The organism is Rhodopila sp. (genome assembly GCF_965276935.1).
Taxonomy (GTDB): domain Bacteria; phylum Pseudomonadota; class Alphaproteobacteria; order Acetobacterales; family Acetobacteraceae; genus Rhodopila.
In genome coordinates, this window is the sequence record NZ_CBDIBS010000001.1 from 133,052 (window position 1) to 149,748 (window position 16,697).

The following is a 16,697-nucleotide window of genomic DNA, read 5'->3' on the forward strand; positions in this document are numbered from 1 at the left end:
GCGTCACGGACCGGCCGCCTCATTCCGCGGCTTCCGGCGCCGCCACGTCGGGGAAGGCGCGATGCCACTGCCGTTTTGCCGCCAGTCGGAAGCGATCCAGGTACAAATATACCACCGGCGTGGTGTACAGCGTAAGCACCTGGCTCACCATCAGGCCGCCGACAATGGAGATGCCCAGCGGCCGGCGCAGCTCGCCGCCGTTGCCAAAGCTCACCGCCAGCGGCAGGGCACCCAGCATCGCGGCGCTGGTGGTCATGATGATCGGCCGGAAGCGGATCAGGCAGGCTTCGAAAATGGCGTCGCGCGGGTCCATGTCGTGCGCGCGTTCGGCCTGTAGCGCGAAGTCGATCATCATGATGGCGTTCTTCTTGACGATGCCGATCAGCAGGAACACGCCGATCAGCGCGATGATGCTGAACTCGATGTGGAACAGCAGCAGCGCCAGCACCGCGCCGACGCCGGCCGAGGGCAGCGTGGACAGGATGGTGATCGGATGGATGTAACTCTCGTACAGGATGCCCAGCACGATGTAGACGGCGATCAGCGCGGTGGCGATCAGCATCGGCTCGCTGTCCAGGGACTGCTGGAAGGTCCGCGCGGTGCCCTGGAAACTGCCATGGATGCTCGCCGGCAGGCGGATCCGCGCTTCCGCCCGCACCACCGCCGCGGTGGCATCGCCCAGCACCTTGCCGGGGGCGAGGTTGAAGGAAATCGTCGCCGCGACGAACGGCCCCTGATGGTTTACCGCCAGCGGCGTGTTGCCCGGGCCGTATTTGGTGAACGCCGCCAGCGGCACCATCGTCTCCTGGCTGGTGCTGACCGCGGCGGCCGAGGACGCGCCGCCCTTGCCGGTGGTCGCCAACGCGTTGGTAGCCGCGTTGCGCGACGAACTGGAGGCGATGGAGGCCGCCGTCGGCGCACTGCTGGCGCTCGACACGCTCTTGCTGCTCGCCACGCTTTTGCTGCTCGCCGCGCTGGTGCTTTTCGCCACGCTGCTCGGCGAACCGGTGCTGCTTGTTGAACTGGTGCCCGACGTGCCGGATTTGGCCGTCGTCGCGACGCTGACGGTGCCGACCACCGCATTTGTCGTCTGTGTGCCAGCGGCCGTGCCGCCCGCGGTGCTGACATAGATGTCGTGCAGCGTCTGCGGCCGCTGCCAATACCGCGGCGCCACCTCCATGACGACATGATACTGGTTCTGCGCGCTGTAGATGGTGGAAACCTGACGCTGGCCGAAGGCGTCGTACAAGGTATTGTCGATCTGGCTGGGATTGATGCCCAGCCGGCTGGCGGTGGCGCGGTCGATGGTAATGTCGGTCTCCAGGCCCTTCTGCTGCTGGTCGGAGTTGACGTCGCGCAGGACCGGATCGTGCTCCAGCGCTGCGGTCAGTTTCGGCGCCCATTCATAGAGCTGGGCCGTGCTGTCGGCCTGCAGGGTATATTGGTAGGCGGCATTGCTCATCCGGCCGCCGACGCTGATATCCTGGATCGGTATCAGGAACAGCCGAGCGCCCGGTACGACGGCGAGCGCCTTGCGAAGCCGGCTCATGACGACATCGATGCCGGCGCGCTGCGACAACGGTTTCAGGGCGACGAAGACGCGGCCGGTGTTGGTCGTCCCACCGGCCCCCCCGCTGCCCTGGCCGGTGAAGCCAACCACACTGCGCACCGCCGGATCGTGTTGCACGATGCTGGAAAGCTGGATCAGCTTCTGCTGCATCGCCTGGAACGAGATGCTTTGATCGGCCTGCAGGCCACCCACCATCCGGCCGGTGTCCTGCGCCGGGAAAAAGCCCTTCGGGATCATCACGAACAGCGCGACGTTCAGCCCGATGGTCAGCAGCAGCACCAGCATCACCAATGCCGGATGGCGCAGCGCCGTCGTCAGCGTCCGGCCATACAGTCTCTGCGCCCGGTCGAAAAGGGTCTGCTTCCCAAGCCCCGCGAGGGACAGCCCGTGCGACGCCTTGTAGGCGGCCGGCCGGAGGAAGATCGCGCACATCATCGGCGTGGTGGTCAAGGAAATCACCAGCGACACCAGGATGGCCAGGGAGAGCGTGATGGCGAATTCGCGGAACAGCCGGCCGACGATGCCGCCCATCAGCAGGATCGGCAGGAACACCGCGATCAGCGACAGGCTGATCGAGACAACGGTGAAGCCGACCTCCCTGGCCCCCAGCAGCGCCGCCTGGACGCGCGGCATGCCGTCGTCGATGTGGCGGGAGATGTTCTCCAGCACGACGATCGCGTCGTCGACGACGAAGCCGGTGGCGATGGTCAGCGCCATCAGCGACAGATTGTCCAGGCTGTAGCCCATAAGATACATCGTGCCGAAGGTGCCGACGATGGAAACTGGCACGACGACCGCCGGGATCAGGGTCGCCCGGGCGCTGCGCAGGAACAGGAACACCACCAGGGTGACCAGCCCGATGGCGATCAGCAGGGTGAATTCGGTATCGGACAGGCTGGCGCGGATCGTCGTGGTGCGGTCGTTGGCGATCAGCAGGTTCACGTCGGCCGGCATCGCCGCCATCAGTTGCGGAATGGCCGCCTTCACCGCGTCCACCGTGGAGATGATGTTGGCACCCGGCTGGCGGAACAGGATGACCAGCACCGCCGGCTGGCCCTGCGACAGGCCGAGGTTGCGGATGTTTTCCACCGAATCCGCCACCTCGCCGACATCCGACAGGCGCACCGCGGCGCCATTGCGGTAGGCGACCACCAGCGGCTTGTAGTCGGCCGCATGCGTGGCCTGGTCGTTGGTATAAAGCTGGTAGTGCCGGCCATCCGCCTCGATGGCGCCTTTCGGGCTGTCGGCGTTGGCCGAGGCAAGCGCCGCGCGCACGTCCTCCAGCCCGATGCCGTACTTGTTCAGCGCGGTCGGGTTCAGCTCCACCCGCACCGCCGGCAGCGCCGAACCGCCGATGATCACCTGGCCGATGCCGGGAAGCTGCGACAGGCTTTGCGAGAAGACATTGGTCGCCGCATCATAGATCTGGCCGCGCGTCAGCGTCTTGGAGGTCAGCGACAGGATCAGGATCGGCGCATCCGCCGGATTGAGCTTGCGGTAGGTCGGGTTGCTGCGCAGGCTGCTCGGCAGGTCGGCGCGCGCGGCGTTGATCGCCGCCTCCACATCGCGCGCGGCGCCGTTGATGTCGCGGTTCAGTCCGAACTGCAGCACGATCCGGCACTGCCCGACCGAGCTGGTGGAGGTCATCTCGGTGACATCGGCGATCTGGCCGAGATGCCGTTCCAGCGGTTCGGCGACCGAGGTCGCCACCGTGTCCGGGCTGGCGCCCGGCAACTGCGCCTGCACCGAGATGGTCGGAAAGTCGACCTGCGGCAGCGGCGCGACCGGCAGCCTGAAGAAGGCGAAGATGCCGGCCAGCGTGATCCCGATGGTCAGCAGCGTCGTCGCCACGGGACGTGCGATGAACGGCGCGGACAGGTTCATGACGTGGAATTGCTGGGCCTGGAGCGGTTTCCGATGACGTCGCACCCACTCGTCATGGCTGGGCTTGTCCCAGCCATCTTCGCGCCAATGGCTGGGACAAGCCTTACTCGCGTGCTCAGTCGCCTGCCGATGACGGATTGAACGTGGAGCGACCCGATCGGAAACCGCTCTACCCGACACATGTTGACCACTATTTCAACGCGCAAGAGGCCTGCGCCCGCCATGGCGGCGTTGTAGCGCCGCTGGCGATCCCGCCTGACCACCCGCCCAACCCACTGTCCGACTGCATACCCAACATTGGTCACAATGGCGCACTCTCGCCCGCCAGGCCCTTCTCGGGACCCTTCCCGGTCAGCCGCCAGGCCAGGCGGTCGAACATCAGGTAGATCACCGGCGTGGTGAACAACGTCAGCACCTGGCTGACGATCAGTCCGCCGACGATCGCGACACCCAGCGGGCGGCGCAACTCCGAGCCGGTGCCGTTGCCCAGCATCAGCGGCAGCGCGCCCAGCAAGGCCGCCATCGTCGTCATCATGATCGGGCGGAAGCGCAGCAGGCAGGCCTGCTGGATCGCCTCCCGCGCCGACTTGCCTTCCTCGCGCTCCGCCGCCAGCGCGAAATCGATCATCATGATGGCGTTCTTCTTGACGATGCCGATCAGCAGGATGATGCCGATGACGGCGATCACGTCGATGTCGTCGCCGGCGATCCACAGCGCCACCAGCGCGCCGGCGCCGGCCGACGGCAGCGTCGACAGGATGGTGATGGGATGGATAAAGCTCTCATACAGCACGCCCAGCACGATGTAGACGGTGACGATCGCCGCCAGCACCAGCAGCAGCTCGTTCGACAACGAGGTCTCCAGCGCCGCCGCAGCACCCTGGAACGCGGTGATGAAGCTGGCCGGAAGCGCCACCTCGGTTTCCGCCTGGCGGATCTCGGTCACGGCGTCGCCCAGCGACGATCCCGGCCGGGTATCGAACGAGATCGTCGTCGCCGGGAACTGCCCCAGGTGGCTGATCTGCAGCGGCCCTGGCTTCTGCTCGATCGACACGAAGGCGCTCAGCGGCACCTGCCCGGTGGTGGAGGCGGCGGACGGCAGGTAGATGGCCGACAGCGCGCTGATCGAGGTCTGCAGGTCCGGGTCCGCCTCCATGATGACGCGGTACTGGTTGGACTGCGTGTAGATCGTCGAGATGATGCGCTGGCCGAACAGGTCGTACAGCGCGTTGTCCACCGTCGCCGGCGTGATGCCGAAGCGCCCCGCCGTCGAGCGGTCGATCACCACATTCAGGGTCAGCCCCTGCTGCGCCAGGTCGCTGGCAACGTTCATCAGGTCGGGCGCCTGGTCCAGCTTCTGCACCAGTTTCGGCACCCAGGCGTTGAGTTCGGACTGGTTCGGGTTCTCCAGCACGAACTGGTACTGCGTGCGGCTGACCGCGGCATCCACCGACAGGTCCTGCACCGGCTGCAGATACAGCGATACGCCGGCGACATCGGCGGTCTCCTGCTGCAACCGGCGAGCGATCTGCGTCGCATTGAGGCTGCGATCGTCCTTCGGCCGCAGGTTGATCAGGAAGCGCCCGCTGTTCAGCGTCGCGTTGCTGCCGTCGACGCCGATGAAGGAACTCAGGCTGACCACGTCGGGGTCCTTCAGGATGGCATCCGCCAGCGCCTGCTGATGCGCCGCCATGGCGCCATAGGACGAGGTCTGCGCGGCGACCGAGATGCCTTGCAGCACGCCGGTATCCTGCACCGGGAAGAAGCCCTTCGGCACCACCACATACAGCGCCACGGTGACCGCCAGGGTCAGCACGGCGACCAGCAGCGTCAGCGGCTGGTGTGCCAGCACCACCGTCAGCGCCCGGTCGTAGCGGCCGATCACCCAGTCGAAGCCGCGCTCCGCCTGCAGGTCGAACCGGCTGCGCGCCGAGACGGGCCGGTGGCGCAGCAGCCGGGCGCACATCATCGGCACCAGGGTCAGCGAGACCACGGCGGAGATGACGATGGTGACCGACAGGGTGATGGCGAATTCATGGAACAGCCGCCCGACCACGTCGCCCATGAACAGCAGCGGGATCAGCACCGCGATCAGCGACACGGTCAGGGATATGATGGTGAAGCCGATCTGCCCGGCGCCCTTCAGCGCGGCGGCCAGCGGCGCCTCGCCGGCCTCGACATAGCGGGCGATGTTCTCGATCATCACGATCGCATCGTCCACCACGAAGCCGGTGGAGATGGTCAGCGCCATCAGCGACAGGTTGTCCAGGCTGAAGCCCAGCAGGTACATCACCGCCAGGGTGCCGACCAGCGACAGCGGCACCGACAGGCTGGGGATGATGGTCGCCGGGATGTTGCGCAGGAACAGGAAGATCACCAGCACCACCAGCACGACGGACAGCCCGAGCTCGAACTCCACGTCGGCGACCGAGGCGCGGATCGTCGCGGTCCGGTCGGTCAGCACCGCCACGTCGACGGCGGCCGGCAGGGTAGCGGTCAACTGCGGCAGCAGCGCCTTGATGTTGTTGACCACCTGGATGACGTTGGCGCCCGGCTGGCGCTGCACGTTCAGGATTACCGCCGGCGTCCGGTTGGCCCAGGCGCCCAGCTTGGTGTTCTCGGCGCCGTTGACCACCTTCGCCACATCCTTCAGCCGCACCGGCGCGCCGTTGCGGTAGGCGATCACTAGGTCCAGGTACTGCGCGGGATCGGTGATCTGGTCGTTGGCGTTGATCGTGGTGGCCTGCGCCGGGCCGTCGAAGTTGCCCTTCGGCGTGTTGACGTTGGCGTTGCCCAGCGTGGTGCGCAGGTCGTCGATGTTGATCCCGTTGGCCGCCATCGCCCGGGGATTGATCTGCACCCGCACCGCCGGCCGCTGACCGCCGCTGATGCTGACCAGCCCAACGCCGGGCTGCTGCGACATCTTCTGCGCCAGCCGTGTGTTGGCCACATCCTCCACCTGCGTCAGCGGCAGCGACTTGGACGTCAGCGCCAGCGTCAGGATCGGCGCGTCCGCCGGATTGACCTTGGCGTAGATCGGCGGCGCCGGCAGATCGGATGGCAGCAGGTTGCCGGCCGCGTTGATCGCCGCCTGCACCTCCTGCTCCGCGACATCCAGGCTGACATCGAGCGAGAACTGCAGCGTGATCATCGATGCCCCGGCCGAACTGGTCGAGAACATCTGGTTCAGGCTGGGCATCTGGCCAAACTGCACCTCCAGCGGCGAGGTGACCGAGGAGGTCATCACCTCCGGGCTGGCACCCGGATAGAAGGTCTGCACCTGGATGGTCGGATAATCGACCTCCGGCAGGGCGGAGATCGGCAGGAAGCGGTAGGCGACGACGCCGACGATGATGATCGCGGCCATCAGCAGCGTGGTCGCCACCGGGCGCAGGATGAAAGGCGCGGAGGGAGTCATGCCCCGGCTGTCGGGGCGGATCGAGGTGGCGGCAACCGAATGTTCCCGAGGCAGCGCCACGCTGTCAGGATCGGCTGATCAACGAACCCGCCGCTTGCGGCGGGGAAAGCCCGGCTGGAAGGGAACGCGTCGCTTGCAGCGGGGAACACATTGCTTGCGCCAGCGAACGCGTTGCTTGCGGCAGCGGGGCACACTCTCGACGTCATGGTGGGCAAAGGCCCGCCATCCATGCCTTTGTCGCGACCAGCACCGCCAGGCGTGCATGGCTGACCTTCGTCCGCCATGCCGGAACTGGCCGACTGTGACTGATACGCAGCGGTTACCCGGCCACAGGCCCTTGCTGCCATGGCCGGCCATGGCACGTTCATAAGCGGCCTCATTGGGTTGATGAGGTCAGCTCGCATCGGGCCAAACCCGGCCATGTCACAACGGCCTCATTGCGCCTGCGACGTGCTTCGGTGTCGCTGCTGCTGGACGTCTGGTTGGCCAGAGCCAGTTGGCGCCTGCCCCTGCGCCGTCTCCTGCGCCTGATCCGCCGACGCCTGACTCGTGTGCGCCTGGCCCGTCTGCGCCTGGCCCGTCTGCGCCTGGCCCGTCTGCGCCTGACCCGCCGGCGCCTTACCACCATCCTGCGCCTGACCCTGGCCCGCGTCTGCTTGCGCCGTGGGCACGGTCACGGCGGCGCCATCGCGCAGCCGGTCGGTGCCGTCGGTCACCACCCGCTCCCCAGGCTGCAGGCCGGACAGCACGGCCTCGAAGTTGCCATCCGTCGGACCGACCTTGATCGGACGGACGGACACCGTGTTGTTCGCGTTAATGACGTAGACGAATGTCCCGGGCTCGCCACGCTGCACCGCCGGCACCGGCACGCGGACAGTGTCGTGCATCGTGTCCACCAGCAGGCGGGCGTTGACGAACTGGTTCGGGTAAAGCTTGTCCTCCGGGTTCTGGAAGATCGAGCGGATGTTCAACGTTCCGGTGGTGGTGTTGATCTGGTTGTCCAGGCTGGAAAGCTGCCCCGTCTCCAGCAGGCGGTTGTTGGAGCGGTCATAGGCTTCCACCGACAGCGTCGCTCCGGCGCGCAGCCGCTCGACCACCTCCGGCAGGTTGTCCTCCGGTATTGAGAAGATGACGGAGATCGGCTGCATCTGGGTGACCACCACCAGCGCGCTGGCGCTGGTGGTCGACACGTAGTTGCCCTGGTCGATCTGGCGCAGGCCAACCTGCCCGTTCACCGGCGAGATGATGTGGCAATAATACAGATTGAGTTTCGCGGTATCCACCGCCGCCTGGTCGGTCGCCACCGTCCCGGTATCTTGCTGCACCAGGAATTTCTGGTCCTCGAGCTGCTGCATCGCGATCGAGTCCTGGCGGCCCAACGTAGTGTAGCGCTTCATGTCGGATTTCGCCTGCTCCAGCAGGCCGGTGTCGCGTGCCAGCGTGCCCTGCGCCGAATCCAGTGCGGCTTGATAGGGGCGGGGATCGATCTGCGCCAGGAAATCGCCTTTCTTGACCATCTGGCCCTCGGTGAAGCCGTACTGCATGAGCTGGCCGCTGATCTGCGTCACCACCGTGACGGTATCCAGGGATGTGACGGTGCCAAGCTGGTTCAGAATGACCCGGATGTCGCCCTTGTCGATCGTCGCCGCGCCAACCGGTTGCGCCAGACTCTGCCCCTGGTTGGCTCCGCGCGTCGGTGCAACGGTCCGCGTGGCCGCCGGACCTTGCGTCGCATGGTGGGTCCACCAATACCAGCCACCGCCGCCCGCCGCGATGATCAGCAGCGGCAGGATCAGGCGGCCGACCCGGAAACGGCGCCTGACAGGTGTCGTACGCGACCGCGGGGCTGGGTCCGTTCGGACCTGAGGCGGAGCGACGTGGTCGTCCATGCGGGATGATGTCCTTCGTGAAGCCTAGCCGGCGGACCTATAGCACATGCCGATAAGGGATCGGACTCGGCTCCGGCAAGTTAATCAGCGTCCAAGTTACGGTAAGCCGTCTTTTGTTACACTGGGGACATGGCTGCAACGGATGGTCGCGGGTCGCCGCGCCCCTGTTCAGTCGCGGGTCGCCGCGCCTCTGTTCAGTCGCGGGTCGCCGCGCCTCTGTTCAGTCGCGGGTCGCCGCGCCTCTGTTCAGTCGCGGGTCGCCGCGCCTCTGTTCAACTGTCCCGCCAGAAGGCAGAACCTTTGGCGATGTCCGATACCCCCGTGCCCGCTACATCCGCGCCAACCACCCTCGCGCCCGATACCGCGGTGCCCGACCCCGCCACGCCCGACCCCGCCACGTCCGATCCCACCGCGCCCCACAGGCCCGCGACACCCGCCCGGGTCTGGCTCCTGCTCGGTGCCGCCTTCGCCACCTTCTCCATCGGCGCGGGCTTCATGCAGGCCTACACCGTGTTCCTGGTCACCTTCATCGACGTGTTCGGCTGGAGCCGAGCGGAGGTCTCGGTGGCTTATGCGGTGGCGCAGTTGGTCAATGGTGCCAGCTCACCGCTGGTCGGTTTGCTGGTTGATCGTCTCGGCGCTCGGCGGTTGATCCTGATCGGCGGCACGGTGCTGGCGGTCGGGCTGCTGCTCAGCAGCCGGGTCGATGCGCTGTGGCAGGTGATCCTGGTGTATGGCGTGGTGATGACGCTGGGCGCCAACTGCCTGGGACTGGTGGTGTTCGTGCCGTTTCTGTCGCGCCTGTTCGTGCGCAACCGCGGCATGGCGGTTTCCGTGGTGCAGTCGGCCAACGGGTTCGCGCGGGCCTTCTCCGCTCCGGTGACCACGCTGATGATCTCCGGGCTTGGCTGGCGCGGGGCCTACCTGTGGCAGGGCGTGTTCATGGCCGCGGTGGTGATCCCGCTGGCGGCGCTGTTCCGCGGCGCGGGGCGGCCGGCCGCACGCCGGACCACCGACGCGCACGGCTGGACGTTGCGCCAGGCGATGCGGACGCCGCACTTCTGGCTGCTGTTCGTGGTCTACCTGTGCACCGGCCTGGGCAGCTTCCTGGTGGCGCTGCACCAGTTGGCGTTCGCCATCGATATCGGCTTCGACAAGCTCTATGCCGCCGAGGTGCTCGGCCTTGGCGCCTTCCTGTCGCTGCCGGGGGTGATCATCACCGGCACGCTGTCCGATTACATCGGGCGGGAGTTGGCGGCGATTATCACCTACGGCACGTCGATCATCGGGGTAATCTGCGCGCTGCTGATCACCAGCCCGGACCAGCATCTGCTGCTGTGGCTGCATTCCTGCTTCTTCGGCCTGACCTGGGGCGCGCGTGGGCCGGCGATCACCGCCAAGACGGCGGATCTGTTTCCCGGCCCGAACCTGGGGACGATCCTGGGGGTGATCACCATCGGCACCGGGATCGGCGCCGCGGCCGGCTCCTGGCTGGCCGGCTTCGTCTTCGACACCACCGGCAGCTACCGGGTCGCCTTCTGGCTGTCGATCCTGTTCTATGTCGCCGGCAGTGTCGCCTTCTGGGCGCTGCGCCGGCCGCCGGCGATGCAGACACCGGCCACGCAAACATAGGAGACGTCCCATGCTGTTCCTGGTCATCAGCGAGCCGCGCCCCGAGCCGCCCTCCAGCGTGACGGCGGCTCGGCAGCGCTACTGGACATGGATCCAGCCGCTGATCGATGCCGGCGAGGTCCGCTCGGTTCACGCCAAGGTCGGACGCGGCGCCGCGGTGCTGTTCGACGTTGCATCGAACGAGGCGTTGCACGCCCACCTGAACGCCTGGGCCGACATCATCCCGGCGCGCTTCGATGTGCACGCGCTGATCGATCCCGTGGCGGCACGGCGGTTTCTGCAGGGGCAGGGGGTGGGATGATCGTCATGCCATCCCACGCCGTGTCGTGACGGAAGCGATCCCGGCCGCGCGCCTCGCCACCTCGGACAAGGCCGGGGCGGAGGTAGCCGCCTTGGCCGAATCCGCTTTGGCAGTTACCGCCGGCGCGATCCTCGCCTACCGGTTGTTCGACGTCGCCTACGCCATCGATCTGGGTCGAGCCGAAGCGAGCTGGGCACGCATCGTGCGCACCGGAAGCACTCGCGGGCGGCTGACCACCACGCCGGAAAAGGCGGTAGCGTTCGGCGTGCCGCCGGTCGCCCTGGCGCTGGGCCCAATCACGCTGTCCCTGCCCGACGGCCCGCTATCCGCCACCGCGACCGCTCGGCTGTACGACTTCGGTGTCGTCAGTATCGCGCTGCGGGTGCCGGTCGCCGGGCTGTCCTGGGGCGTCTTCACCCAGCGGCTGAACGCGGTGGATCGAGCCGTCAGCCTCCCCCGGGCCACGGATCTGTGGACGCCGCTGCTGGACCGCGTGCGCCAGGGCGTCGGCGACGCGCTGATCCGCCCCATGCCGTCCACGCTGGAGGAGGACTATCTGATCGGCGTCGCCAACGCCTTCAGCGAGCCCCTGCTCGCGGAGGCCTTGCCGGCGCGCCTCGATTTGATCCCCCTGCTGTCCGGCGAGCAACGCCCGCTGTCCGATGCCGCTCGCCGGGACCTGCTGCGGCATCGGTATTCGTACTACACCGACGATCTGGTGGTGCTGACCTGGGACCGGGCGTTCATCTACGAGCCGCGTGGCGATGCCGACGTCATCGACGTGCTGGAAGTGGCCAACGCCCAGTTGCTGGAGATGCGCTATTACGACGAGCTGCTCGATGCCGAGCTGCCGCGGATGTACGATCTGGTGGAGGCGACGCGGCGGCGCTGGCCGCTGCCGGGCGCACGGCGGTTCGCCGACCTGGCACGCCGGCTTTACACGATCGTTGCTGAAGTAACGGAACTGACCGAGAAGGTGGACAACGCCCTGCAGGTGACCGAGGACGTCTATCTGGCGCGCATCTACGCGGCGGCACTCGATTTGTTCCGCGTGCCGACGGTCAGCGCCGCGGTGGACCGCAAGCTGTCGATCATCCGCGATACCTATACCGCGCTGTACGACGAGGCACATAGCAGCCGGTCGGAGCTGCTGGAGATCATCATCCTGGTGCTGATCGTGGTGGAGATCGTGCTGGCGGTCGTGCGGTAGCGGATGCATCGGCCGACGGCTTGAGGGCAATCGGGTGAACCGGGTGACGCGAAGAGTTCCGCGCCATGAGCACCCGACGGGCATCTTGGCCGCGCTGCATTGCCTTGTGTCATGGCCGAGCTTTGGCCTGGCCACCCACGACTCGCGGTGCCAAACCAAGCCAAAGTTGTGGGTCACCGGGCCGAGCCCGGTGATGACACAACGGCAGATGCGCCATTCCGTGTCTTCGATCTACCTCACCCGATCGCCCTGCCGGCGGCTTGCCTGATGCCACGAACCCGGAATAAGGAGATAGTGCTGCCGGTGCCGGTTCGGAAACCGTCCCACGGTGGTTAAGGTCCAGAATAGGTTTGTCAAAAGGATGAAGGCCATGCATTCGCATCAGCGCCAGACGAGACGCTTCGCGGGTAGGGGATACACCGCCGGCATCGCCGTCGTTGTTCTTCTCGCCGGCTTGCAGCTTTCGGCCGTGCCCGCGCAGGCACAGTTGCTGAACCAGTTGAAGGGTGCGGCCGGAGCGGGACAAGGTGGCGGTGGTGGCATGATGGGAGGTCTCGGCGGCGGGGCATTGCCATCGGTTGGCCAGGCAGGCGCGGGCAACAGCGCCGGCGTTTTGCAATATTGCGTCCGTAACAATTACATGAGCGGCAATGCCGCGTCGTCGGTCAAGAATTCGCTCATGAACAAGATTGGCAGCTCTGGCGGCAGCAGCGGCGACAGCGGCTTCAACGCGGGCGACAAGGGCATCCTGCAAACCGGCAATGGCCAAAGCTACAGCCTTGGCGGCAGCGGGATCAAGGCGCAGGCGACCCAGAAGGTCTGCGACATGGTGCTGCAGCATGCGAAGTCACTGCTGTGAGACAGTTCCGCCGAGGATAGCCCGGTTGTAGCAGAACCCGGAATTTGCCGCCACCGGCTACGCTACGCTGGGCATCGGTTAAGCCCACCAGCCAAAGCCCGGATGAAGATGAACGGGATGGACATGCGGCTTGCTCGGACCATCTGATCATGACCGAGCGCACCAACCCGGACCGACATGCCGCATCCCGAGACCTGGCTGAAAGTGCTTCCCTCCGGTCTGTTCTGCGAGCCAGGCGGGTTCTTCATCGACCCGTTGCGGCCGGTGGACCGGGCGATCATCACGCATGGCCATTCCGACCACGCCCGCCCCGGCCATCGCGCCGTGCTGGCCACCGCCGAGACGCTGGCGGTGATGCGGGCCCGTATGGGAGCCGACCGCGCCGGCGACGCCCAGCAGGCGCTCGGCTGGCACGAACCGATCAGGCTGGGCGACGTCCGGGTCTGGCTCAGCCCCGCCGGCCATGTGCTGGGCAGCGCACAGGTGGCGATGGAATATCAGGGTGCTCGCGCCGTGGTCAGCGGCGACTACAAGCGGGTGGCCGACCCGACCTGCGCCGGGTTCGAGCCGGTGCCGTGCGACGTCTTCGTCACCGAGGCCACCTTCGCCCTGCCGGTCTTCGTCCATCCGCCGCCGGACCAGGAGATCGGCCGCCTGCTGGACAGTGTCGCGCTGTTTCCGCAACGGACGCACGTTGTCGGCTGCTACGCGCTGGGCAAGGCGCAACGGCTGATCGCGCTGCTGCGCCAGGCCGGCTGGGACAAGCCGATCTGGCTGCATGGCGCGCTGGCCAGCATGTGCGAGGTCTACCGCCAGTGCGGTGTTGAACTCGGCGATCTGCGGCCGGCGACGGTGGCGGCGAAGGCGGCGCTGGTCGGCGCCATCGTGCTGGCCCCGCCCGGCGCCATCGCCGACCGCTGGGCGCGCCGGCTGGAGGACCCGGTGGTGGCGCTCGCCTCCGGCTGGATGCGGGTGCGCCAGCGGGCCAGGTCGCGGGGGGTGGAACTGCCGCTGGTGATCTCCGATCATGCCGACTGGAACGAGTTGAACGCCACCTTGGACGAGGTCGCCGCGCCGGAGGTATGGGTGACGCATGGGCGAGAGGAAGCCCTGATCCATGCCGCCGCGCAACGCGGCATCCGCGGCCGAGCACTGCGGCTGCTGGGGTATGGCGACGAGGAAGAAACCGAACCGATGGAGGCAGCCTGACATGACCGACCCGTTGACATTCTCATTCGCCGACGATGGGGCAATTCCAAATTCCGCGCTGAATCTACTGGTTTATCGCGACGCGGTACCAGCCGATCCGGCGGCGATCGAGCGTCTGTTCGCCGCCAACCGCTGGCCGCCGGCCTGGCGCGATGGGGTGCATCCGTTCCACCACTTCCACAGCAATGCGCATGAGGCGCTGGGTGTCGCCCGCGGCGAGGCGTCGGTGCTGTTCGGTGGTCCGGGCGGGCAGGTGCTGACGGTGCGGGCGGGCGACGTCGTGGTGGTGCCGGCCGGCGTCGGGCACTGCAACCAGGGCCAGTCGGACGATCTGCTGATTGTCGGCGCCTATCCGGACAACGCGCCGCGTCCCGACCTGCGGCGCGGCCGAACGGCGGAGCACGGGGATGTGGTGCGGGCGATCGCCGAGGTGCCGCTGCCGGCGGGCGATCCGGTGGCGGGAAGTGATGGGCCGCTGCCCCGGTTATGGGATGGAGTGGCTGCGCGTTAGATATCCCGGCGTGCGATGCTGTGCGACACGCCGGTCGGCCCGCATGGCTACAGGATCAACCGGGCAAAAACCCGCCATCATTTCGTTGCAAGATGGCAGGTCTGGCTGTTGCATTGTCATACCAGCCCATCGGGCACAATGGCGCCCGGTACGCCTATTCGTCGCGCCGCCGCTCTTCCAAGGTCAGATGCGCGATATAGCCGGAACGGCTCTCTCCAGCCATCCATTCCAGGGCATCGAGGCGCTTTAGCACGCGACGCGGCAGCGTAATGTTCACGCGCTCGACGGTGTCATCCAGCAGCGCGGCGTCCAGGGTTATGACCCCAAACGCCCATCCCGCATGATCGGGGTTCTGGCGGATGGCGTCCAGACTGGATGGCGCGGGGATGGCATGACCAGCGTCCAGGGCCGCATCGATCCAGGCGGCGGCGGCTTCCTCGGCGCCTGCCACGGCCTCATCCAAGGTGTCCCCAGCCGAGAAACAGCCGGGCAGATCGGGAACCACGACACCAAGGGCCGTGGTTTCAGTGCCGATTTCGATCGCGATGGGGTAACGCATGTGAACTCCTATAGGCCGGCTTGCTTGGCCGATAAAGCGATGGAACGTGATCCCGACGACACCAGACGGATGGCCTTGTTTTTGCTAAGCTGGCCACCGCAGGCACGTGGACCGACCGGACCGGCACACGGCCGCGGCTGCCGGAGGAGACTACGATGACGACGCACCACAACCGCCGAATGATGAACCTCGGCGCTTTCGTCCACGAAACCGGCCAGCACGTCGCCGCCTGGCGCCACCCGGACGCCTACGCCGAATCCGGCACCGTGTTCGCCCAGGCGCTGGATGTCGCCAGAACGGCGGAGCGTGGCAAGTTCGACCTGTTGTTCCTCGCCGACAGCGCCGCGATCAGCACGCACGGTTCAGCCGAATCACGCGGACGGATGGGCAAGGTGGTGAAGTTCGAGCCGATCACCGTGCTGTCGGCGCTGGCCGCGGTCACCACGCGTCTCGGCCTGGTCGCCACCTGCACCTCGACCTACAACGAGCCCTACACGCTGGCCCGCCAGTTCGCCTCGCTGGACCAGATCAGCGGCGGGCGGGCCGGCTGGAATCTGGTCACCTCCAACAACGAGGCCGAGGCGTTCAACCACGGCCGCGACAAGCACGCCGCGCATGCCGACCGCTACGACCGCGCGGCGGAATTCGCCGAGGTGGTCACCGGCCTGTGGGACAGTTGGGACGAGGACGCCTTCATCCGCGACAAGGAGTCGGGCGTTTATTACGACACCGAAAAACTGCATGTGCTGAACCACCAGGGCAGACATTTCTCGGTGCGAGGTCCGCTGAACGTGGCGCGCTCGCCGCAGGCCCGGCCGGTGCTGGTGCAGGCTGGCGCCTCCGACACCGGCCGCGATCTGGCGGCGCGCCTGGCGGAGCTGGTGTTCACCGCGCAGACCACCTTCGAACAGGCGCGCGAATTCTACGGCGATGTCGTCGCGCGCCTGCCGCGCCATGGCCGCTCGCGACAAGAAATGAAGATCCTGCCTGGACTGTACCCCGTGGTCGGCCGCACCGAGGCGGAAGCGCGGGAAAAGTTCGAATTCCTGCAATCGCTGATCCATCCCAGCGTCGGTCTGGCGGTGCTGGAGCATACCATCGGCGTGGCGAACCTGTCGCAGTACCCGCTGCATGGTCCGGTGCCGGATCTGGCCGACACCAACGGCCCGCTGTCGCGCCAGCGCCTGCTGCTGGAAGCGGCGCGCCGGGACAAGCTGACCTTGTGGGAACTGTGCCTCCTGAACGCCGGCCCGCGTGGCCATCTGCTGAGCATCGGCACGCCCAGTCAGATCGCCGACGTAATGGAGCACTGGTTTCGCAACGGCGCGGCCGACGGGTTCAACGTGATGCCCGCCTTCCTGCCAGGATCGCTCGACGATTTCGTCGACATGGTGATACCGGAGCTGCAACGGCGCGGACTGTTCCGCACCGAGTATGAGGGAAAGACACTGCGGGAAAACCTTGGCCTGCCGAAGCCGGTCAGCCGCTGGGCGCGAATGCCGATGGTGGCGGAATAAACGTGATTTTTCGGTCCGTGGCGGCCAAGTGCCATCGCGGCATTGCCACCACTTCCTGTTTGCCATGCAGGCCGGTGGTATCTTTTTGAATAGAGGGGTCTGAGGGCCAACGAACGACGCAAGCCGACATCGTCTTGT

General features: G+C 66.8%; 11 protein-coding genes. 7 read left to right on the top strand and 4 right to left on the bottom strand.

The genetic code is table 11. The annotated features are described in order from the left end of the window. Window positions 1–19: 19 nt before the first annotated feature. The 3 genes from ACQY4S_RS00615 to ACQY4S_RS00625 form a co-directional block, all read right to left on the bottom strand. Window positions 20–3,454: an efflux RND transporter permease subunit gene (locus ACQY4S_RS00615; RefSeq protein WP_428483231.1), complete on the bottom strand. Its 3,435-nt coding sequence runs from the start codon at window positions 3,452–3,454 to the stop codon at window positions 20–22. Window positions 3,455–3,755: 301 nt separating this feature from the next. Further along, entirely contained in the window at window positions 3,756–6,932 is a 3,177-nt protein-coding gene (locus ACQY4S_RS00620; RefSeq protein WP_428483232.1) for an MdtB/MuxB family multidrug efflux RND transporter permease subunit, read from the bottom strand. 374 nt (window positions 6,933–7,306) lie between these two features. Next, window positions 7,307–8,761 carry an MdtA/MuxA family multidrug efflux RND transporter periplasmic adaptor subunit gene (locus ACQY4S_RS00625; RefSeq protein ID WP_428483233.1) on the bottom strand — a complete coding sequence of 485 codons (1,455 nt, stop codon included), beginning with the start codon at window positions 8,759–8,761 and terminating at the stop codon, window positions 7,307–7,309. 306 nt (window positions 8,762–9,067) lie between these two features. Between ACQY4S_RS00625 and ACQY4S_RS00630 the strand changes: the two genes are divergently transcribed. The 6 genes from ACQY4S_RS00630 (at window position 9,068) to ACQY4S_RS00655 (ending at window position 14,483) form a co-directional block, all read left to right on the top strand. Next, the gene (locus ACQY4S_RS00630) at window positions 9,068–10,393 is read left to right on the top strand and encodes an MFS transporter (RefSeq protein WP_428483234.1); all 1,326 of its coding nucleotides are present in this window, start codon (window positions 9,068–9,070) and stop codon (window positions 10,391–10,393) included. A gap of 10 nt (window positions 10,394–10,403) precedes the next feature. After that, window positions 10,404–10,694 carry a DUF3303 family protein gene (locus ACQY4S_RS00635; RefSeq protein WP_428483235.1) on the top strand — a complete coding sequence of 97 codons (291 nt, stop codon included), beginning with the start codon at window positions 10,404–10,406 and terminating at the stop codon, window positions 10,692–10,694. A 25-nt stretch (window positions 10,695–10,719) separates the two neighbouring features. After that, window positions 10,720–11,904 (top strand): hypothetical protein, encoded by a 1,185-nt coding sequence (locus ACQY4S_RS00640; protein WP_428483236.1) that lies wholly within the window; start codon window positions 10,720–10,722, stop codon window positions 11,902–11,904. Window positions 11,905–12,274: 370 nt separating this feature from the next. After that, complete coding sequence (locus ACQY4S_RS00645; RefSeq protein WP_428483237.1) at window positions 12,275–12,763, top strand: DUF2501 domain-containing protein; 489 nt, start codon at window positions 12,275–12,277, stop codon at window positions 12,761–12,763. Between the two features lie 177 nt (window positions 12,764–12,940). Then, complete coding sequence (locus tag ACQY4S_RS00650; protein ID WP_428483238.1) at window positions 12,941–13,972, top strand: ligase-associated DNA damage response exonuclease; 1,032 nt, start codon at window positions 12,941–12,943, stop codon at window positions 13,970–13,972. Between the two features lies 1 nt (window position 13,973). After that, a complete protein-coding gene (locus ACQY4S_RS00655; protein ID WP_428483239.1) occupies window positions 13,974–14,483 on the top strand; it encodes a cupin domain-containing protein in 510 nt (169 codons plus the stop codon). A 154-nt stretch (window positions 14,484–14,637) separates the two neighbouring features. Here the strand turns inward: ACQY4S_RS00655 and ACQY4S_RS00660 are convergent, their stop codons facing one another. Beyond that, a complete protein-coding gene (locus ACQY4S_RS00660) occupies window positions 14,638–15,042 on the bottom strand; it encodes a type II toxin-antitoxin system HicB family antitoxin (RefSeq protein ID WP_428483240.1) in 405 nt (134 codons plus the stop codon). 155 nt (window positions 15,043–15,197) lie between these two features. On the opposite strand from ACQY4S_RS00660, the gene ACQY4S_RS00665 reads away from it, so the two are divergent. Continuing rightward, window positions 15,198–16,559: an LLM class flavin-dependent oxidoreductase gene (locus ACQY4S_RS00665; RefSeq protein WP_428483241.1), complete on the top strand. Its 1,362-nt coding sequence runs from the start codon at window positions 15,198–15,200 to the stop codon at window positions 16,557–16,559. Window positions 16,560–16,697 lie beyond the last annotated feature (138 nt).